The sequence below is a fragment of the Rathayibacter sp. AY1H2 genome (genome assembly GCF_002931985.1).
Taxonomy (GTDB): Bacteria; Actinomycetota; Actinomycetes; order Actinomycetales; family Microbacteriaceae; genus Rathayibacter.
On record NZ_PSUV01000005.1, the window covers coordinates 59,129 to 80,536 of the forward strand.

Consider the following 21,408-nt stretch of genomic DNA (forward strand, 5'->3'; position numbering starts at 1 on the left):
GGGCTGGACGGGGGGTCGATGGGCACGGGTGCCCATGCCTCCCCCCGGGTGCTTCAGCCCGAGTCCGTGGCGATCTGCAGCTTCACCGACCGGCCGCGACCGATGAGGAACCCCCGGCCGGGCGGAAGATCCGCGCGGCGGATCCTGCCGAGTGGAGTGCCGAGAAGCGTGTCGCCGTCCGTCTCGCCGGGAACGACCAGGAGGCCTCGCCTGCCCGCCTTGAAGGGCTGCGCGAGCGTGTAGGACTGGCTCCATGTCGACGACTCCCCTTCGCCGACCACGAAGACGCCGGCCCGGACACCGGCTCGCACGAGCCGGTCGAGCGCCATCTCGGCCTCGGTCCCGGTGAAGTCGGTGAGCCCCTCGATCACGAGGGCGCTGCCCGCCGGCCCGAAGCGTCCGAGCTCGATCTCGCTGGTGAGCGAATCGGCCGCCGCCGCGACCTCGGGGACCCCGACGACGCTGGCACTCCAGGCGGGCCTGGCCCCGAGACCGGACCGCCGAGAGGCGAGGTGGACGACGCGCGCTCCGCGCCCGCCTCGCCGCAGTGCCGCAGCGAGCGAGGCGAGCGCGGTCGTCCGTCCTCCCCCCGGCGACCCTGCGACCAGGAACGCACCGGAGGCGTCCACTCCGATCGGGGCGAGATCCTCGTCGGCGAGTCCGATGCAGACGCCGGACGATGCGACGGCCGGCAGGCCGGCAAGAGGTACGACCTCCGGGAGGCGCTCGACGGGCGAAGCAGCCACAGCGCCCTGCCGGCGCATCGCGTCGGCCAGGCTGGCGATCTTGCGGGCCTGGATGGCCACGTTCGACTCGCCGCCGAGCACGGCGATCTGCACCTCGCTGCCCTCGCTCACGCCGCGTCCCGGAGGCGAGGTGGCGGAGAGCACGTCCTTGGGCACGCCGAGCAGCAGGTAGTCGTCCTCGGCGGCGAGCCGGAGCACGACGCGGCGCTGGATGGTCGAGTTGAGGGAGGTGGGCACCGAGTTGGGACGGTCGCCCGCGACGACGATGTGGATCCCGAGCTGCCGCCCGTCGGTCGCGATCTGCGTGAAGACGCTGAACCAGGCACTGGTGCCGGCGTACTCGTAGGCCTCCCGGAAGGCGCCGATGCCGTCGACGAGCAGCAGGATCCGCGGTTCGTCGGGGCGATCCGCGAGCCGGCGGTACTCCCCGATCGTCGAGGCGTCGACGGCGCCGAAGCGTTCGGCGCGGTCGGCGACGAGGTCGCGGAGCATCCGGAGCAGGCGCACGACCCGCTCGTCGTCGTCGCCGCGGACGATCGCGCCGACGTGCGGCAGGTCGTTGAGCATCTGCAGGCCGTTGGCGCCGAAGTCGAGGCCGTAGACCTGCACGGGGCCTCCGCGCGGCGTCACGGCCGCCGCGACCGCGATCGAGCGCAGGGTCGTCGACTTCCCCGAGCCGCCGGTGCCGAAGACGGCCATGTTGCCGTCGCGGTCGGGCTCGTAGAAGACAGTCGGCTGGCTCTGCGTCTCGGGGCTGTCGACGACCCCCAGCAGCAGGCGGTCGTCGGTGCGCGGGTGCGGCAGCTTCGAGAAGTCGTAGGCGGGGGCGAGCTCGTCGAGCCAGGGCTTCCGCGGTGCGGGGACGCGCGCCTCGGCGGCCGCCCGGCCGATCGTCGCCACCATGCGGGCGATGTCCGTCGGACCGGGGTCCCCGGTCTCCTCCGCCTCGACCGTGCTCTGCTCCCAGGCGGCGCCGGAGCCGAAGGCCATCTCCTCGATGTCGATCCGGGGCGGCGGCGCCTCACCGGTGGTCCGCCCGCCGGCGTAGCCGGTCTGGAAGCCGGCGATCCGGCCCGGTCCCGTCTTGGCGGCCCCGCGCCCGGGGATGCCGGGGTCGAAGGAGGCCGCCATCGGCGTGCCCAGGATGTCGGTCGAGTCGTCGGCGTCCGCCATCCGCAGGGCGATGCGCAGGTTGGTGTTCGCGCGGAGGTTGTCCTTGATGACGCCGGCCGGCCGCTGCGTGGCGAGGATCAGGTGCAGACCGAGCGAGCGGCCCCGCTGGGCGACGTCGACCACGCCGTCCACGAACTCCGGCACCTCATTCACCAGCGCGGCGAACTCGTCGACGATGATCAGCAGGCTCGGCGGGGTCTCCGGGTCGCCCGTCTTCTCCATTGAGACGAGGTCCTTCATCTTCTTGCGGTTGAGCAGGTGCTCCCGGTAGCGCAGCTCGGCCCGGAGGCTGGTCAGCGCGCGGCGGACGAGGTGCGGCGAGAGGTCGGTGACCAGGCCGACGGTGTGCGGCAGCTGCACGCAGTCGGCGAAGGCCGCGCCGCCCTTGTAGTCGACGAAGAGGAGGGCGACGCGGTCGGGGCTGTAGGCGGACGCGAGGCCGAGCACCCAGGACTGCAGGAACTCCGATTTGCCGGCTCCCGTGGTCCCGCCGACGAGAGCGTGCGGTCCCTGGCTGCGCAGGTCGAGGTAGAACGGCTCGGTGCCGGCCGAGCCGACGAGCGCCCGCAGCGAGCCGGCCGAGCGGCGCCGCACGGGGGCGGACCCGTCGCGCACGGTGATCGACTTGCTCTCGCGCCAGCGGTCGATGACCGCGCCGGACGCGGCGATCAGCTCGGGACCCGCCAGTGCGGCGTAGGCGACCTCGCGCGGCAGATCGGACGAGTCCTCGACCGGGACCCCGCCGTCGACGACGGGCGAGAGGGAGCGCGCGAGCGCGAGGGCCGTGCTCGCGTCGACGGTCTCGAAGACCACCGGGTGCGAGTGCTCGCCGAGGCGGACCTGCCCGGTCGTCGCGGGCGAGCCCGGGTCGGCGACGAGCAGGAAGCTGCGGGCGGCGGCGGGGAGCTCGGCGATGCTCGCGGAGCACCACAGCACGTGGACGCCCGCGTCCGGCCCGCGCTCGGCCAGCCGGATCAGCCGAGCCCGGTCGACGGGAGCGTCGTCCTCGACGACCACGATCACCGCGGGCGTCACGGGATCGGGCAGGTGGTCGGCCTCCTCGGGGCCGACCGAGCCGCGCAGGGCGGGCCCCTCCTCGCGCCGCTCCTCGACGAGCTCCTCGAGCCGGGACAGCAGCGACGCGCCGGACCCGGGGTTGTCGGCGAGGTGCTCCCCCGCGAGGGGCGAGTGCACCGAGCCGGTGTGCGGCAGCCACTCCAGCCACGACCAGGTCGAGCGCGAGGCGGGCGAGGTGAGCGCCGCGACGGCGAGCTCGGCCGGCGAGTGCGTGCCGACCAGCTGCACGGCGATCGCGCGGGCGACGTCGGCGCGGACGGCGGCCGGCCCGGCGATCCCGAGCGCACCGCTGCTGCGGAGCTCGGCGACGACGGGAACGCCGTGCACGAGGCGGTGACGCTCGACGGTCGCGGCCAGCTCGCGGAGGAACTCCGGCTCGGTGTCGTTGCCCGCGGTCTGCTCGATCCGGCAGCGGGAGGGGAGCGAGCCGACGCCGAGCCGCACCGCGAGGAAGCCGCGGTGCTCGGGGCGGTGGGTCCAGAGGTCCTCGCCGCGCTGGGCGATCGCGGTGACCGCGTCGGCGGCCGACGGCTGCTCGGCGAGGCGCACGGCCCGCTCGACGGCCTGCGCGGCCCGGACGTCCTCCTCGAGGGCCTCGAGCGAGCGGGAGAACGCGGCGACCTGCGCCTTCCGGGTCCGCCGCTCGGTGACGGTGTGGTCGATCCAGGTGCCGATCGCGAGCAGCGGGCTGAGGGCGACGAAGATCACGCTCAGCAGCTGCTGCGTGAGCACGTAGAGCACGGCGCCCATGATCAGCGGGGCGACGAGCGCGAGCAGCGGGAACCGCTGGGGCGTCGGCCGGGACGGCGGCGTCGGAGCGGGGAGCACGCGCTCCTCGAACCGCACGACGACCCGCGGTGAGCGCGTGAAGTCGATCACCGGAGTGGTGGGCGGGGCGCCGCCGAGGCGGGCGAGCGGAACGACGCTCATGGCGCTGTCGCCGATCACGACGACGTCGGCCGGGGTGAGCATCGCCCTCTGCACGAGCCGCCCGCCCATGCTGAGGCCGTTCGCGGAGTTGGTGTCGATGATCTCCACCGTCTCGCCGATGCTCACCCTCGCGTGCCGCTTGGAGATCAGCGGGTCGGAGAGCCGCACGTCGACCCCGCGCTCCCGGCCGAGACGGCTGGTGCCGGCAGGGAGCGGAAACTCGCGGCCCGCGTCGGGGCCCGAGAGCACGCGCAGCACGGCGACCGCCGGGCCGCGGTCCCGGTCGGCGCCGTCCGCGGCGGCGGCCCGCGAGATCTGCACGGTCCCCCCGGAGCGGATGCCGGCCTCCACAATCGCGAGATCGGGGTGGATCGAGCGCGGGCGGTCGAGGCCGCTCGCGCCGAGGACGTCGAGGGTGACCGGTCCGGCGCCGCCGGATCCCGCGTGCTCGCGGTCGGTCCGCAGCGGGTCTGCCTCGAGCAGGGCCGCGGCCACCGCGCCGACCGAGACGGTCGCATCGACGGTGACGACGACGTCCGTGCTCGTGCCGGACGCGCGTCGGAGTGTCAGCTTCAGGCGCATCAGTCGGTCCCGTCCTCGTCCGGCTCGTCCTGCGGCGCGTCCAGGAGCGGGAGATCGGCGCGGGTGACCAGCCGGCTGGTGACCGCGTACTCGACCAGGCGGGTGCGGCGGTGGGTGGCCAGCGAGCCGGTCTCGCCGCGCACGCCCTGCACGCCGACGCGGGCGAGCTTCTCGCAGACGTTGTCGAGCTTGCGGTTGAACCGGGTCTGCGTCCAGCCGAGCCGCGCCGCCGCCTTGGCCGAGCTCGGGATCACGCTCGTGCCGGTGCCCTCCCGGCGCAGCATCGGCTCGCAGAGGGCGACGATCAGCAGCCGCTGCGACGCCGTGAACGGGGTCACGCCGATCGTCGTCGCCCCGGTGAGGGCGCGCGGTGCGAGCACGGAGTCGAAGGTCGGCCTGCTCGAGTACAGCGTCAGCTCGTAGGTGGTCGGACCGGCCGTGAACACCACCATCGTCGTGCCGAACACGATCGGCAGGCGGCTGCCGGGTGAGAGCCAGGCCTGGATGCCGCCCGAGCCGTCGGTGACGGTCGCCGACAGCCGGCTCCCGACGTTGCAGAGCCACCAGAGACCCTCGGCGCGGACGATCTGCAGGAACCGCCGGTGCAGGAACGGATTGTCGTCGAGGTCGAGGGCGCCCTCCCGGCCGATCTCGAAGGGCTCGTCGCCGAGCGGGAACCACTCGCCGCAGAACTCGACGCTCAGCTCGGCGTCGGCGACGACCGGCATCGGCACGGTGCCGCTCACGGCGCGCACGCCGTCGTCGGGGCCGAGGCGCGGCCGCTCTGGCGGAGCAGCGTCACCTCGAGGCAGGTCTGTCCTGAGGCGTCGGCGGGGACCGTCACGGTGCTCTCCTCCTGCGTGCGGGGATCGGGGATCGAGCCGGTGCCGGCCGGAGCCCAGAGGAAGCGGTCGCCGTCCTCCGGCTGCGGGTTGGTCCAGGTGAAGACGACGCCGTCGGCACCGACCGCGCCGGCGAGTCCGGTGACGGCGGGGACGTCGACCCGGCCGACCGGATCGGCGGGCGCCTCGGGCGCCGTGGTGCGGCGGGGGTCCGCGGTCGAGGTCGGCATCGCCGCGACCAGTGCGGCCCCGCCCGCGACGGAGGCGGCCGCGAGTACCGCGATCCCGGTGATCACGAGCGGCCGGCGACGGCGCGCGGGCGCCGGTGCGCTCCGCGGCGGCTCCTGGACCGGCGCGCGGGGCTCCGACAGCGGAGCCGGGGCGACGAAGGAGGCGGCGGACCCGCGCGCCATCGTCCGCTCCAGGTCGAACGCCGGGACGCCGGAGATCTCGGCGAGCGCCGGCGCGGCCGCGCGAGGAGCGACGGGTCGCGGCACCGGATCGATGCTGACGATGCCGCGGATGCGGGTGTTGCCGTCGTCCTCCTCCTCCACCCGCTCCTGCGGCAGGGCGTCGTCGAGCACGTCGGCCGTGGTGACGGCGAGGGAGAGCTCGACCTGGATCCGCTGCAGGGCGCGGCCGAACTCGAGGGCGGTGGTGAAACGGCCCTGCGGCGCCTTCGCCATGCTGATGGCGAGCACCCGGTCGAGCGAGGCCGGCGCGTCGGCGCGCCCGAGCGGCGGCAGCGGCGCCGAGCGGATCCGCTCGATCAGCTCGTGCGAATTGATCGAGCGCCCCGGCAGCTCGAACGGCGAGCGCCCGGCCAGCAAGGAGTAGACGGTCGCGCCGAGGGCGTAGACGTCGAGGGCGACCTCGTTCGGGATCTCGGCGCCGAACGCCTCGGGGGGCGACCATGGGATCGACAGTCCTGCGAGGTCGGCGGAGCCGTCCAGGAGCGCTCCGGCGATGCCGAAGTCGGTGAGGGCCGGCCGGTCGTAGGCGGTCACGAGCACGTTGGCGGGCTTGATGTCGCGGTGCAGGATGCCCGCGCGGTGCACGGTCTCGACCGCGCCGGCCACCTGGATGCCGATGCGCAGCGCGTCGGCGACGGCCAGCCGGCCGCTCTTCAGCCGGACGGCGAGGTTGGGGTTCGGGCAGTACTCCATCGCCAGGTAGGGCCGGCCGTCGGCGGCGATGTCGGCCTGGTAGATGGTGACGATCGACGGGTGCGTCGAGAGGGAGGCCATCAGGTTCGCCTCGGCCTCGAACGCGTCGCGCTCGCGATCCGTCGTCAGGCCTGCGCGGAGCACCTTGATCGCGACGGTGCGCCGGGGGCGGGCCTGCTCGTAGAGGAAGACGTCGGCGAAGCCGCCGGAGCCCAGCGGCCGCTGGAACTCGAAGCCCTGGATCGCGGGGGGCGGGGACGACCGCGGCGCGCTCATGCCTGCTCTCGGATCGTCACGGTGACGCCGTCGCCGAGGTCGAGGACGTCGCCGCCGGCGAGCACCATCGACTCCGACCCGGTGAGCCGCACGGGCACCTGCCCCGAGCGGAGCAGGAGCGTGCCGTTCACCGACGCCAGGTCGCGGACGACGACGAACCGGCCCTCCGCGCGGACCTCGACGTGGCTGCGCGAGATGTCCTGGAGCGGGCTCGGCACGGTGATCAGCCGCGGCAGCTCGTGCGCGGCCACGCGGCCCGCGGAGGGGCGCCGGCCGATCACGACGGGACGGTCGAGCTCGACGACGTCGCCGGTGGAGAGCTCGAGGCGGGCGATCGCGCTCGTCGGCGTCGGCGTCGCCGGGGCGGGCGCGAGGGCGCGCAGCTCGGCGATCGAGATCGTGTGCCCGTCGTGGTCCCCGTCTCCGACCTCCGGAGACGGCGACGCGGCCGGGACGAGGTCGATCAGCCCGTGCTCGTCCTCCGGCTCGCGGATCGCGGCGTCCTCGACGACCCGGGCGACGGTCTCGCCGAAGAGGTGGTCGTACTCGTCGTCGGCGGCGCGGACCGTGTCGGAGACGGGCACGCGGGTCTCGTCGTGGCCGAGGGGGGCGGCGGCGGGCTCGGGCGCGGCGGCCGGCGCGGAGACGGCGGGCGGCGCCGGAGCCGCAGGGGGCGCGGCGGCGGGCGGGGCGGAGTAGCCCCACTCGTCGAGCTCGCCGGTCTCGGCCGCGGGCTCGGCGGCGGGGATCCGCCCGACCGACGCCGGGTCCGCGTCCTGCGGCTCGACGACCACCGGATCGACGACGACCGGCTCGACGAGCACCGGCTCGACGGTGACCGGCACCGCGACCACCGGCGCCACCACGACCGGGACGGCCTCCTCGGCCGGCGGCGGCGCGGCGGGAGCCTCGACGGCAGCGACCCCGACGACCTGCGGCTCGACGATCGCCGTGTCGACGACCGGCACGACCTCGACGACCGGCTCCTCCTCGGTCGGATCCGCCACGTCGCCCACCTCCGCGCCGACCGGCCGGGCTTCGAGGGTCGCGCCCCGGAACGTCGCCGTCAGCCGCGAGCAGAGCACGACCCCGCTGCCGATCGGCAGGCTCAGCGCCGCCCCGCGCCGGCCCGCCTTGACGCGCAGGCTGATCGAGACCGGAGCGGCGATCATCCGCTCGTTCCAGGTGGTCACCCCCTCGCCGGAGAGTGCGACGACGGGCGCGTCGTCGCCGAGCTCCTCGATCACCTCGACGAGCAGATCGCCGCGGACCGCGACCCGCGACAGGTCGTCCTCGAGGGAGACGACGGCGAACGGCGGGAGCGCCAGCAGGCCGGCCCCGAAGACTCCGGTGAGCGACTCGAGCACGCCCGCGAGGCCGCGGCCCGCCGCGAAGGCCTCGGAGACCTGCTTGACGCCCTCCTCGCCCAGCACGTCGGGCAGCAGCGCCATCCCGCGGTCGGAGACGACGCCGAACCAGCGGCCGGGTCGATAGCGGATCTCGGTCACGGGCGAGCCCCCTCGGTGTCGGGAGTGCCGGCGACGAACGGTGCCGCGACGATCTCGCGCGTGACGATCGCGCGCGGCACGGTGTCGTCGCTGACGGCGGTGGCGAGCGGCAGCCGGTCGCTCGGCACGGTGCGATCGAGGTCGTCGCCGGCGCTGACGGCCGTCGCGTCGATGACCAGCACGGTCAGGTTGTCGCGGCCGCCGTGGAGGAGCGACTCGTGCAGCAGCCGGGTGGCCGCGGCCTGCGGGTCGGCCTCGTCGCGCAGGACGAGAGCGATGCGGGCGTCGTCGAGCTCGGTGGTGAGCCCGTCGGAGCAGACCAGCATCCGGTCGCCCGTCGCGGCGGGGAGCAGCCAGAAGTCGGGCGCACCGGCGCTGCCCGCACCCAGCGCCCGGGTGATCACGTTGCGCTGCGGGTGGGTCTGCATCCCGGAGGCGTCGAGCTCGCCCGCCTCCACGAGCTCCTGCACCACCGAGTGGTCGACGCTGACCTGCTCGAGGGCGCCGTGCGCCATGCGGTAGGTGCGGGAGTCGCCGAGGTTGAACACGAGCCAGTAGCCCAGGTCCTCGATCTCGGCGATGGCCAGTCCGCTGACGGTCGTCCCGGCGCTGCGCTCGGTGCTGAGGGCCAGCTCCGCGATGCGGACCTGGGCGCCGGCGAAGCACTCCTCGATCTCGGAGACGCGGACCGTGTCGTGGCCGACCAGGCTGCGGAACTCGTCGACGGCGATCGCGCTGGCGACCTCTCCGGCGTCGTGCCCGCCCATGCCGTCGGCGACGACGAAGACCGGGGGTTCCGCGACGTGCGAGTCCTCGTTGATCGCCCGCTTCATCCCGCGGTCGGTGGCGCTGCCCCACTGCACGGCGATCGGGCTGCCCGCAGCGCTCATGCCCACTCCACCGCCGCCGTGCGGTCGCCGAAGGTCAGCGTGGCGCCGACGGGCACCGCGGCGCGACCGCCGGGCGGCACCGGGGTCGCCGTGCCGTCGATCACGACCCCGGTCCCGTTGGTCGAGTGCCGGTCGATCACCGAGAGCTCGTCGCCGAGGAGCTCGAGCCGCGCGTGCGTCTTCGAGATCGAGCGGGTCGTGTCGGCGAGCGCCACCAGCTCGCCCGCCGCCTCGCCGGTGCGCGGCGCGGGGTTGCGGCCGACGAGCGCGGAGTCGGAGACGACCACGACGGTCCCGTCGTCGAAGCGGAGCCGGACCGCGCGCGGGCGCGGTTGCGCGGGGGCGCCGGCGCTCATCCGGGTGAGCTCGAGGTCCTCCGGCTCGTGCGCGGGGGCGCTCGGCCGGGCCGGAGCCGGGGCGGCGGAGCCGGGCACGGCGGAGATCACGCCGCCTGCGGGCGGTCCCGCGAAGCTCGCCGGCGCGGCGGCCGGCGCGGAGTACACGGCGGGCGCGGCGGTCGCGGGCGCGGAGGCGAGGGGCGCGGAGTACGCAGCGGGCACGGCAGCGGCGACCGACGACTCCGCTGTCGCACGCGGAACGACCGGCTCGTCGAGGTCGGCGACCACGGCCACCGACGAGGTCGGCACCGGCGCCTCCCGCAGGGACGAGACGGGACGCGACGCGCCCGCCGAGCGGGTGTCGATCATCCAGGTGCCCGTGGCCTGGTCGTGCCAGCCGCGGTTCTCCCCCGAGGTGTCGAACAGCGGCGAGAAGTAGCCGACGATGATCGCGGCGCAGAGGTTGAAGACGACGTTCCGGCCGGCCGCCTTCCAGAATCCGAGCGGTTCCCCGCTGTCGTAGCGCACGAGGCGCAGACCGAGCATCCGCATCCCCGGGGTGCCCCGCCCGCCCTGCGCCTTCGTGTAGAAGAGGCCGAAGGCGAGGATCAGAACGGTCGGCCCGAACGCTCCGAAGTACGCGATCGCACTGTAGGCGCCGGTCGTGGAGGCCGTCTGCCAGAGCGCCCAGGTGAGGAGCCAGACGATCACGTAGGAGAGGAAGAACCAGACGCCGACGATGACACTGTCCAGCAGGTAGGCCCCGACCCGGGGGCCGAGCGCGGCCGGAACGCCGAACGGCACGGCCGCTGTCCGGCGCGGAGTCCCGGCGCTGAGGGCAGCCGCCCCGCAGCCGCGGCAGAACGCCGCGCTCGCGTCCATCGTCGTCGAGCAGCGCGAGCACACCCAGCCGGACGTCGTCGTGTCAGCCATGGAGATCCTCGTTCCTCGCGGGTCGCCCCGTCGTGTTCGTCCGGGCGCCGCGGGCGGCGGTGGTGGCGCGGGTCAGCCAGGCCGGCCGCAGGGAGCGCAGGGACAGGCGCGCCCGGAGCCGCCGCCAGGGCGAGACGGTGGCGTGCAGCTCCGCGACGAGCGCGTCGGTCTGCTCCCAGAAGGCGGCGACCTCGGCGTCGACCGGATCCAGCGGCCCGAAGACCGCGGCATCGGCCCGCCGGGCCAGGACCGCCACCCCTGCGCTCGGGTACTCGGAGTGCAGCAGAGCCGCGTCCTCGAGGCGGGTGGCCCCGGCCGGGACGACGGTCCCCAGGTCGGCGGCGCGGTCGAGCACCTCGTCCCAGCCGCCGCTGATCCGGTCGGCCGCATGCTCGGCGCCCACCCGCGCCCGGCGGCGTCGGCGCTTGAGGGCCGCGATGAGCAGCGCGGGGCCGAAGAGCAGCGCCGCCAGGCCGACGACTCCGCCGGCGACCGCGAGCACGACGCCGATCCAGCCCAGGTCCGGGCCCCGGTCGTCCTCGGTCTCGTCCTCCTGGACCACGTCCGGCGGCACGACGGCCGGCTCCTGCGGGGGCGGCGGCGGCTGGAGGACCTGGGCCTTCGGCTGGGCCGCCGGCTCGGGCTGCTGATCCTGCAGGATCTGCTCCTTCGGCGGCGTGGGATCGAAGGCCACCCAGCCGTGCTCCGCGAACGCGACCTCGACCCACGCGTGCAGGTCGTCGCCGGTGAGCGCGACGTCGCCGGAGAGATCCGACCCGGCCGCCGGGTAGTAGCCCATCACCACGCGGGCCGGGAGACCGAGCTCGTCGACCATCAGCGCCATCGTGGTCGCGTAGTGCTCGTCGTCGCCGACCATCCCCCTCTCGTCCGTGAGCAGCAGCTGCAGCCGCTCCGAGCCGTGACCGGGGCGGGACTCCGCCTCGCCCTCGAGGCCGTGGCTGAAGTAGCCCTGCGTCGAGAGCGTGGTCGCGATCGCCCGCACCTGGCTGAGCGCGGTGGTCGCCTCACCCACCGAGGCGAGCGTCGCGTCGGTGAGCGCCTCCGGGACGTCGACCGGCGTCGGCACGGTGACGGGTGCCGCGACGGCGTCGGCGAGGTCCTCGTCGCTCGGCACCGGGGGGAGGGTCGTGGTCAGCGTGTAGGAGTCGCCGGCCGCGAGCCGCGAGGTCACGACCGCGACGCCGGTCTCGTCGTTGTAGTGCAGCGATCCGCTCAGCGCCTCGGCCCGCGGCCCGGCGAACTCGATCGACGACGGGTAGCCCGCGTCTGGCAGCCAGACTCCGCCGAGGTCCGCCGCGGTGAAGCGGAGCACGGCCGGCGTGCCCTCGTGCTCGCCGGCGATGGTGCTGCCGACGCGGGCGAAGCTGCCGGAGCCGCCCCCGCCGCCGGTCACGTCGAAGACGGTCCCGGTGTACGCGTCCATGGTCGCGAGGCGCACCCGCACGCCCTCCTGCAGGCCCGACACCGTGAACAGGGTCGCGTCCTTCTGATCGCGGACGGTCTTGCGGAAGGAGGCGAGCGGCGTCGGGTAGTCGTCGAGGTCGAACGGCGGCACGATGTCCTCGCGGAGAGTCGAGCGCGACCCGGCCGGGGCGACGGCGCCGGCGGAGACGCCGACGACTGCGGCCGCGAGCGCCAGGACGAGGGCGCCGGAGCCGATCCGGCGCAGCCGCAGCTGACGGACCGCGGAGGGGTCGACCGCCCCGTCGCCGCCGGCGGCGGAGGTCTGCGCCGACTGGCGGCGCCAGGCCGCCCAGGCCAGCCCGACGACGCCGAAGGCGATCGCCTGGGCGAGGGGCGCGACGGCGTCCGCGGTGCCGAAGAGGATCGAGACGAGCACCAGAGCCGCGGCCGGCACGAGCGCCCAGACCGGGCGCGGGGCGCGCAGGGCGATCGTCGCCGCGACGACGGCGCAGACCAGCGCGGCGCAGAACGGCACGACGAGCAGCTCCGGGAAGCCGTTCGCCGGCGGCTCGACGGTGAGCAGGCTCTTCCACGAGGTGACCAGCGCGGTCGCGAGGCCCAGGAGGCTCTCCGGGCTCGGGATGACGCCGAGGAGGCCCGCGGAGCGGAACGCCGCCGCGGTGCCGACGAGGGAGTAGGCGGCGGCGGTCACCGCGGTCGTCGTCAGCAGGCCCCAGCGGGCTCGCGCCGCGAGGGCGCCGACCGCGAGACCGGCGACGATCCCGAGGCCGCCCGCGACGAGGTGGTCCGCGCCGGCGAAGACCCGGCCGAAGCCGATCGCGCCGACGGCGAGCAGCACCGCGAGGGCGACCAGATCGACGGCGACGGCCGCCGGTGCCCGGCCCCTCACGCGGCACCTCGCCGCACGGCCGCCGGCAGCTCCTCGAGAGCCGGGACGCTGAGCAGCGCGAGCTCCCCGATGCTGCGGCGGGCGGCGGGCCGATCCTCGTCGCAGCTCACGCCGAGGACGCGGGCGTCGGGGGGCAGCTGCCGGGCCGCCGAGCGGAACCGCGGTGCCGTCACCTCCGAGCCGACGACGAGGATCACGACCGACGCCTGCGGCACCGAGCGGGCGAGGGAGCGCGACAGGCCGACGAGGTCGCCCCTGCTCTGCCCGAGCTCCACCCCGGAGAGGTCGTCGAGCAGGCGCTTGCCTATGCCCGCGTGCAGCGACCGGCCCTGCACGAGCACGCTGAGCTGCTGCCCGTCGCGCAGCGCCTGGAGGCCGAGGGAGGCGCAGCTGGAGACGGCGAGCTCGAACTGCTCGTCGTCGCGGTAGTCGGCGGGATCGAGCGACAGGCCGATCGCGAGGTGCGAGCGCCGCGTCTCCTCGAACTGGCGCACCATCAGCGTGCCGGTGCGCGCCGTGGTCTTCCAGTGCACGTAGCGGCGGTCGTCGCCGGGCGCGTAGGCGCGGAGGGCGTGGAAGGAGACGTCGTTGTTGGAGAGCTCCGGGGCCGGCCGGCCCTCGAGGTCCTTGAGGAAGCCGGACGACGAGCCGCCGACGGCGACGGTGCGCGGGTGCACGAAGAGGTCGCCGGGCACGGTGTGCGGCACGACGCGGCGGAAGAGCCCGAGGCCGTCGCCGCGGACCGAGCGGACGGGTCCGACGCGGATCACACCGCGCCGCGCCGTCGGGATGGTGAAGAGCTCCTCGTGCACGGCCGCCGCCTCCAGCCGCGGGAGCGGGAACACCGCCAGCCCGCCGCCGACCGGCAGCTCGACCCGCGCGGGCAGGAGCGAGCGGGCCGAGGCGTTGCGCACCTCGACGCGGCCGACCGCCCGCTCCCCCGCGACCACCCGGGTGGTCGCGAGATCGAGGTCGACGGAGTAGGCGGAGCGCCCGATCATGAACGGAGCGGCGGCGATCAGCACCGCCAGCGCCAGGACCGCGAGCAGGACCAGCTCGCTCCAGCCCTGCACCGCGCCGACGATCCAGGCGAGGCCGGCCAGCGCGAGGAGGACCCAGGCGAACGAGGTCGCCACCGCGACCACGGGCACGGCGCGGGAACGCACGGGCGCGAGCAAGACGCCGGCCGTCTCGACCACGTGGCGCGACCGCTCGACGGCGGCGCCCGCGCGTCGCGCGAGCCCCTCCCTCCGGAGCACTCCGATCCCGGTCATGCCGCTTGACGCTCCTGCGGCGCGGCGACCTCGGCGAGCACGCGCCCGAGCACGCCGTCGGCCGTGGCGCCGGCGAACTCGGCCTCGGGATCGAGGACGAAGCGGTGCAGCCAGACCGAGGCGACCAGCTGCTTGACGTCGTCCGGAAGCACGTAGTGCCGGCCGTTCGCCGCCGCCCAGACCTTGCAGGCGCGGATCAGCGCCATCGAGCCGCGGACCGAGACGCCGATCCGGGTCTCCGGCGCCGAGCGGGTGGCCTCGGCGAGCTGCACGACGTAGCGCAGCACGGCGCCGTCGACGTGCACGGTCGCCGCGAGGTCGGCCATGTCGGCGACGGCCTGGGTCGTGATGATCGCGCGCAGCCCGGCGGAGGGGTTGCGCTCCCCCGCACCCGCCAGGATCCGCTCGGCGGACGCCGCGTCGGGGTAGCCGATCGAGGTCTTGATCAGGAAGCGGTCCAGCTGCGCCTCGGGCAGGCGGTAGGTGCCGGCCTGCTCGATCGGGTTCTGCGTGGCGATGACGAGGAAGGGCCGCCCGACCTCGTGGCCGACGCCGTCGACCGTGACCCGCGACTCCTCCATCACCTCGAGCAGCGCCGACTGCGTCTTCGGCGAGGCGCGGTTGATCTCGTCGGCGAGCACGATCGACGCGAAGATCGGGCCGCGGTGGAAGTCGAAGCGCCCCGACTTCTGGTCGTAGATCGTCACGCCGGTGACGTCGCTCGGCAGCAGGTCGGGCGTGAACTGGATCCGGTTGCTGGTGCCCTGCACCGTCGCCGCGATCGCCTTCGCGAGGCTGGTCTTGCCGGTCCCCGGCGCGTCCTCGAGCAGCACGTGCCCCTCGGCGAGCATCGCCGTGAGCACGAGCGAGACCACCTCGGACTTGCCGAGCACGGCCTGCCCGACGTTCTGCACGAGCTTCTCGAACGTGGCGGCGAACCAGGCGGCCTGGTCGGGTGTCATGGTCATCAGTGCGATCCCTCTTCTCGGTGCCGACGCGGGGTCAGCACGGCTTGATTCCCGGTACGCCGGTGTCGGTAGAAGCGGCGGAGACGTACCAGCCGTCACCCATGCGGTACCAGCGGTAATTGCCGACGACCTGCTTCCGGGACCAGTCGGAGTAGCAGTAGACGGTCACGTCGCCCCTGACCCAGTAACTGCTGCAGGTCTTCGAGCTGGAGTTGAAGTGCAGCGGGGACGAGTCGCTGTCCTCGGCGCACGAGTCGCTGGGGACGTTGATCACCCAGCTCGTCGGGGCCGGCGGAGGCCCGCTGGAGGCCTGCGACGTCGATTCCCCGCTGACCTGGCCCTCGGCGTCGAATGCCCGCGCCGTGATCGAGTGGTTCTCGTTGTACGCGTCGCCGATCGTCTCGGTTCCGCCGTTCAACCCGCCGTCTCGCCAGTTGCCGCCATCCGTCCGGATCTCGACGCGAGTGATCGCGCGTCCGTTCGACGGGGGTGTCGTCCAACTCAGAGTCACGCTCCTGGCGTTCGGGACCGCGTTGGTCTTCGGCGCGAAGACCGGGCCGAACGGAACGACCGTCACCGATTGGACCTCACCCAGTTCGCTGAGCTCGCCGGCGATCTCCGAGTAGGCACGCACTTCGAGCGTCTCGGGATTGCCGTTCGCCTGCACGCTGATGACCTGCCCGGGAACGGCTTCTCCCCAGTACCCCATCGTCGGGATCTTCAGGTCGTACTTGATCTCGGACGGCGACGCACCGTTGAGCTCCGTCGGCGGGTCGAAGGTGATGGACACCGTCTCGTCCCCCGGCGTTCCGACCAGGTTGCGGACCGTTCCCGGTGTACCGAAGGCGCGTCGGGTCGCGGAGTCGGTGCTGAACAGTGGATCCGTCTTCTTCGCATCCGTCGACTTGTTCTTCGCGGCTACCGAGAACGTGTAGCCCGACTCCGAGTTGTCGACCGTGATGTTCTGAGTGGTGATTCCGGCCGCGAGCTCGATCCTTTTGGTCTCGGCACCGCCCTTCTTCACCACGAGGGTGTAGCCGGTCAGCGCTTCCGCGTTCACCGTCGTCGGCGGGCTCCAGCTCACGGGGAGCTGCGTCTGAGTGCCCAGTTGCACCGAGGCACCGACCTGCGGCGCCGCCGGCGCACTCGGCGAGCCCGCGGGGCTCATCGACATCGGGCCCGACCAGTCGGAGGGCTCCGGGGAGCGGTTCGACGCCCGCACGGCGACCGTGTAGTTCGAGCCGTTCGTCAGCCTGGTGAGCTGCGTGGTCCGGGTACCGCCGGGCACCTCGAACAGGTCGTTGCCGGCCCCGCTGAGCTGCACCTCGTACCCCGTCACCGCGGACCCCGGGTTCGCCCCGTCGGCCCAGGTCACCGTGAGCGAGCCGTCGCCGTAGTCGAGGCTCGTGATCGTCGGGGCGCCCGGGCGGGCGTCCGGACGTGCCACGGCCGACGCGGGCGACGGGTCGGACTCGCCGATCTCGTTGGTCGCGGTGACCGTGAAGGTGTACTCGCGGTCGTTGGTGAGGTTCGCGATCGTGCAGGTGGTCGCCGCGCAGTCCTGGCCGCCCCCCGACCACTTCACCGTGTGCGTGGTGATCTCGGCGCCGTTGCTGGTGCCGTCGGACCAGCTGAGCACGACCGTCCGGTCCTGCACCGAGCTGACCGACGGCGTCCCCGGCGCGGCGGGCTTGCCCTGCACCGTGACGCGGATCGTGCCGAACACCCGGCGCTCGGCGTCGCCGGTGGCGTCCGCCACCTGGTAGCGCACCGTCATCGTGCCCACGAAGTCCGCGTTCGGCGTGACGACGACGGAGCCGCCCTGGGCGCTCGCCGTGCCGGTGTCGGCCCCGGAGTCCACGATCGGATCGTCGACCAGAGTCAGCGGCGTCTCGGGGAACGGGTTCACGTCGTTCGAGAGCACGTCGACCGTGGTCGGCCGGCCCTGGGGTGCCTTGGCGACGACGTCGTCGTTCGCGACCGTCAGCGGCCGGGTCGACGCGGTCACCCGCACGACCACCGAGCCCTGCACGGGCTGCGTGGTGCCGTCGGTCACGGTGATCGCCAGCGTCTCCTGCGTCCCCTTCGCGACCGACTCGTCGGCCGCGACGGAGAGCACCGAGCCCGACACGGAGGCGGTCATCCCGGTGGGCGCGCCCGAGACGCTGTAGCTCAGCTTCGCCAGGTCGCCCTTGTCCGGGTCGCTCGAGAGCGCCCGCAGATCCAGCGTCGACGCGTCCTCGCCGGCCGCGACCTCCATCGCTCCCCCGGCGAACGTCGGCGGCTGGTTCTCCGGCGGCAGCACCGTGATCGGGATGCTCAGCGTCGCCTTCACCCCGGCGGGGTCGTCGGGCCCCGTGCCGTCGGTGACCTCGAAGGTCAGGGCGTCCGAGCCGAAGTAGTCGGGGGCCGCGGTGTAGAGCAGGGTCGACTCGTCCCGGACGAGCACCCCGTCGGCCGAGTGCAGCGCCGACACCCGGTCGGCCTGCGTCAGCCGCACGGTCTTCCCCTCGGGAGCCACGACCCAGTCGGTCAGCGGGATCGTCGCCTGCTCGCCGGCCTTCACCTCGAGCGGCTCGACACCGGGCTTGAGCGAGGGGCCGGTCGAGCTGAGCGCCGGCACCCGGATGAAGGCGGTCGCCACCTGCGAGTCGGCATCGGTCGCCGTGTACGTGAGGAGCTGCGCCTCCTCACCGGGGGTCACGGTCACGACTCCGCCGGCCCCGACCACGGCTCCCGCCGGCTCGCCGGGCAGCGCCACCCGGAGCTCGCTCGCGACGCCGTCCGGATCCTCGTCGTTCTTCAGCACGGGCACCTCGACGGTCTGTGCCGTCGTGATCTGCGCGGTCGTGACCGTGTCGTCGCGGGCGATCGGCGGCAGCAGCGCCGCCTCCTCCGCCACCGTCACGAGCAGGCTGCCGACGGCGGTCGCGCCGCGCGGATCGCCGACCGTGTACTGGACGGCGTAGTCGCCCTCCGCCTCGGGAGTCGTCACCAGCACGCGGCCGGCCGACAGCCGTGCCGTCATTCCCTCCGGTGCGGTGAGGCCGTCCGCGACCAGCGAGAGCGTGTCGCCGTCGGGGTCGGTGTCGTTCGCGAGCACGTCGACGGCGATGCTGCGCGCAGGCTGCGCGGTCACGACGTCCTTGACGGCGTCCGGTGCCTGGTTCTCCGTCGACGCAGGCGCGATGCCGACCTGGATCGTCGCCGTGCCCCGCTTGCCGAGAGCGTCGCTCACCTCGTAGCGGAAGGTGTCGGTGCCGACCGAGTCCTCGAAGGCCGTGTAGGTGAGGTGATCCGCCCCGACCTCGTCGATCCGCCCCTTGCCGGGAGCGCTCGCCTGGCCGACGAGCGTCACGCTGTCGCCGTCCGGATCGATGCCGTCCAGCGGGATCGGGATCGAGACGGTCGTCCCCGAGAGCGTGCGCGCTTCGAGGTTCTCGGGCCGCGGCGGGGAGTTCGCCTCGCGGTTCATCGGCAGGATCTGGATGCTGACGTAGCCGGCGTCCTTCTGGCCCGAGGCGTCGATCGCCTCGTAGGTGACGTAGACCGTCTTCGCGGTGTCGCCCGCCCGGAACCGCACGCGGTCCTCCGAGACGAACGCGACGCCGTCGGCGGCGTCGGGCAGCGGTGCCACGAGGTCGGGCACCACCGTCAGCAGGCCGCCGCCGGGCGAGACGTCGTTGGCGAGCACGTCGATCGTGACGGTGTCGCCGACGCGCACGGCTGCCGAGTCGTCGGTCGCGATCGGCGGCTCGAGGGTCGCCGGAGCGGGTGTCGGCACCACCAGCACCTCGCCGGTCGTCATCCCGGTGCCGTTCGAGACGACGTAGCGGAAGGTCACCGGCTCGGTGATCCCCGGCTGATCCGTGACGCGGAGCACCTCGTGCTCGAGGATCGCCACCGCGACACCGGCGCCGGCGTCCACCTCCACCGAGGAGACGACGAGCAGCCCGCCGTTGGGATCGGAATCGTTCTGCAGCACGTCGACGAGCGCGGTGCCGCCCGAGGGCAGCAGCGCGACGTCGCGCACGGCGACCGGGTTCTTCGCCTCGCTGGTCGCCGGGAGGACGTCGACGCGGACGAGTCCCGGGGTCGAGTCCGGTCCGTCGCTCGCGCGGTACTGCAGGTAGTAGCTGCCGGGTGTCGGCGACGTGAAGGTGAAGGTCCCCGCCGTGTAGTCGGGGGTGACGGTCGCACCGGCGGGCTGCTCGACCTCGGCGAGCAGCAGGGGCGCGCCGGACGGGCTGAGGTCGTTGCCGAGCGGCGCGACCGTCGCGGTCTGATCCGCAAGGGTCGTCACGTGGTCCGGATTGGTCACGGGGACGGTCGAGCCGGGCGCGCGGACGTCCACGTGCAGCACCCCCGCGATCTCGTCGGTGCCGTCCGAGACGAGCAGGTCGACATCCTTCCGGCCGAGCTCGGCGCCGATCGCGTCGAAGGTGACGAGTCCATCGGCGGTCGAGCGCACCTGGTCGTCGCTGGTCGACGTCGCAGCGAGGAGGAAGAGCTCGTCGCCGTCCGGGTCGATCCAGTCCGGCAGCACGTTGTAGGAGACCGAGGCGCCCTGCTCCAGGAGGATCCGCCCCTCGCGCTTCTGCTCGGGAGGCGTGTTGCTGCCCGCCGGCGTCACGGTCAGCATGACGACGGCGTCCGCGGTCTGCCCGCGTCCGTCGTCGGCGGTGTACGCGAACGTCGCAGACCCGCTCGCCTCCGGGGGCAGGGTGATCTGCAGGGCGCTGCCGCCGTAGATCGGCGACACCGCGCCCAGTGCGGGCTGCGCCCCGGTCACGGACGCGGTGAGCACGTCCCCGTCCGGGTCGCTGTCGTTGTCGAGCACCGGCAGGATGACGCTGCGCCCGGCGCGCACGCCGAACTCGTCGTCCACGGCGACCGGCGGAGTGTTCTCCTCCGACCGCTCCGGGATCGTGTCCTGCACCTGCTGCTGGGTGCTGGTGTTGTCGTCGTCCTTGGTGGCGTCGTCCTCCGGCGGCGTGACGTCCTCCCAGTCGGAGACCTCCTTCATGTCCTGGTTCACCAGCCAGACGGAGCCCACGGTCAGCTCGTTCAGCACGACCGCGCTGCGATTGACGCGGAAGACCGCCTGCCGGTCGGCGCCGAGGTCCGGCACCTCCTTCGCGACGTCGTCCGCGGTTCCGCCGCAGTCGCGCAGGTACCGCCCCGAGCCGGACCAGGCGGCGTAGGTGCAGCCGTTGACCCGGACCGGCGCGACGGCGGTTCCGGTCCCGCCGGAGTCCACCGTCCGTGCGGCCGAGCCGTCCAGCGGCTGCAGGAGCAGGGCGGCACCGGTCGAGATCGCGACGTCCTCGCCGCCCGTGCTCGGCTGCTGCAGCGTCAGCTCGTCCGCGACTCCGAGCTGCACCGGGTCGTCCCCGTCGATCGACACCGCGCCGCTCCCCGCGTCGAGGAGGACCGGGGTGGAGCCGACGGCGGTGATCGCCGGCGTCGCTCCCTCGGCGAAGCCGGAGACGGCGGAGGTCGAGGGGGCGCCGCCGGTGCGGACCGTGACGAGCTCCTGCTCGCCGGGCGAGTAGGCGAAGACCGTGCCGTCGGCCGCGACGGTGGCCGCCGCATCCGCGCCGAGCTCGGCCGTGGGCTCGTCGGCCTCGACGCTGAACGAGGCGAGCGCGTCGACGGCCCGCACCCAGAGCGCGCCGGTGGCGGCGTCGAGGATCGCCAGCACGCCGCCGCCGAGCACGACCGAGGAGTCGGCGGGCACGGCGACCGCCTCGCCGAGCGCGACCGACGAGGTGTCCACGAGCGAGACGGTCGCGTTGCTCTGGTCGTGGACGACGACGGCGCCCGCCTCCTGCGCGACGTCGAAGCTCGTCCCCTGGGTGCGCAGGGCCGCGTCGAGGACCTCGGAGGGATAGTTGAGCCGGCCCGCGAGCAGCGCGGTCGGCTTGGTCACCCAGACCCCGGCGTCGTTGAGATCCACGTCCTGGGTGGTCACCCCCTGGTAGAGCACGGCCATCGTCGAGACGACGAGCGCGGCGGCGGTCACCGACGCGACGGAGGCGGCGGAACGGGTGCGGCGGGACAGCCGTGAGAACACGCTCGGACCGTTCCTCTCGGGAGTGGGGGGCGGGGTCGTCCGGTCGACGGCGGGCCGTCCGGCGGAACGTGCCCATCGTGTCCGCCGTCCACTCCGGCCACCAGCCGTCAGTTGTCGCGGCACCCGTCCGGGGGTCACGGCGGGTGCCCGCCGAGGACCGGTGGCGAGCGTCCGCCGACGGCACCGCCGGGCCGGGTCCCGCGGAATCGCGCCGATCCTTAGCACTCCAGGACCGCGAGACCACGGATTGGGACGCGGTGTCGCTTCGCCTTGCGACGTCCCGGCGCGCATCGC

The 21,408-nt window shown here is 74.1% G+C and carries 10 protein-coding genes; all 10 read right to left on the minus strand.

Going from position 1 to position 21,408, the window contains the following annotated elements:
• Positions 1–53: 53 nt before the first annotated feature.
• From C5C29_RS05730 to C5C29_RS05775, 10 genes are read right to left on the minus strand one after another with little or no spacing between them, the layout of a single operon-like run.
• Positions 54–4,508, minus strand: coding sequence for an FtsK/SpoIIIE domain-containing protein (locus C5C29_RS05730; protein ID WP_104308091.1), 4,455 nt, complete (start codon positions 4,506–4,508; stop codon positions 54–56).
• Complete coding sequence (locus C5C29_RS05735) at positions 4,508–5,236, minus strand: hypothetical protein (RefSeq protein ID WP_104308122.1); 729 nt, start codon at positions 5,234–5,236, stop codon at positions 4,508–4,510. Before C5C29_RS05735 ends, C5C29_RS05730 begins: the two co-directional genes overlap by 1 nt.
• A 14-nt stretch (positions 5,237–5,250) precedes the next feature.
• The gene (locus tag C5C29_RS05740; protein WP_104308092.1) at positions 5,251–6,792 is read right to left on the minus strand and encodes a serine/threonine-protein kinase; all 1,542 of its coding nucleotides are present in this window, start codon (positions 6,790–6,792) and stop codon (positions 5,251–5,253) included.
• A complete protein-coding gene (locus C5C29_RS05745) occupies positions 6,789–8,300 on the minus strand; it encodes an FHA domain-containing protein (protein WP_104222287.1) in 1,512 nt (503 codons plus the stop codon). Before C5C29_RS05745 ends, C5C29_RS05740 begins: the two co-directional genes overlap by 4 nt.
• Positions 8,297–9,190, minus strand: coding sequence for a PP2C family serine/threonine-protein phosphatase (locus C5C29_RS05750; protein ID WP_104267534.1), 894 nt, complete (start codon positions 9,188–9,190; stop codon positions 8,297–8,299). Before C5C29_RS05750 ends, C5C29_RS05745 begins: the two co-directional genes overlap by 4 nt.
• Positions 9,187–10,461 carry an RDD family protein gene (locus tag C5C29_RS05755; RefSeq protein ID WP_104267533.1) on the minus strand — a complete coding sequence of 425 codons (1,275 nt, stop codon included), beginning with the start codon at positions 10,459–10,461 and terminating at the stop codon, positions 9,187–9,189. Before C5C29_RS05755 ends, C5C29_RS05750 begins: the two co-directional genes overlap by 4 nt.
• Positions 10,454–12,796 carry a transglutaminase-like domain-containing protein gene (locus C5C29_RS05760; protein ID WP_104267532.1) on the minus strand — a complete coding sequence of 781 codons (2,343 nt, stop codon included), beginning with the start codon at positions 12,794–12,796 and terminating at the stop codon, positions 10,454–10,456. Before C5C29_RS05760 ends, C5C29_RS05755 begins: the two co-directional genes overlap by 8 nt.
• A complete protein-coding gene (locus C5C29_RS05765; protein WP_104222279.1) occupies positions 12,793–14,070 on the minus strand; it encodes a DUF58 domain-containing protein in 1,278 nt (425 codons plus the stop codon). The genes C5C29_RS05760 and C5C29_RS05765 overlap by 4 nt, the downstream gene beginning before the upstream one ends.
• Entirely contained in the window at positions 14,067–15,038 is a 972-nt protein-coding gene (locus C5C29_RS05770; RefSeq protein ID WP_181068034.1) for a MoxR family ATPase, read from the minus strand. The genes C5C29_RS05765 and C5C29_RS05770 overlap by 4 nt, the downstream gene beginning before the upstream one ends.
• Positions 15,039–15,072: 34 nt before the next feature.
• On the minus strand, positions 15,073–21,114 hold the full coding sequence (locus C5C29_RS05775) for an Ig-like domain-containing protein (RefSeq protein ID WP_104308093.1): 6,042 nt from the start codon (positions 21,112–21,114) through the stop codon (positions 15,073–15,075).
• Positions 21,115–21,408: the final 294 nt, after the last annotated feature.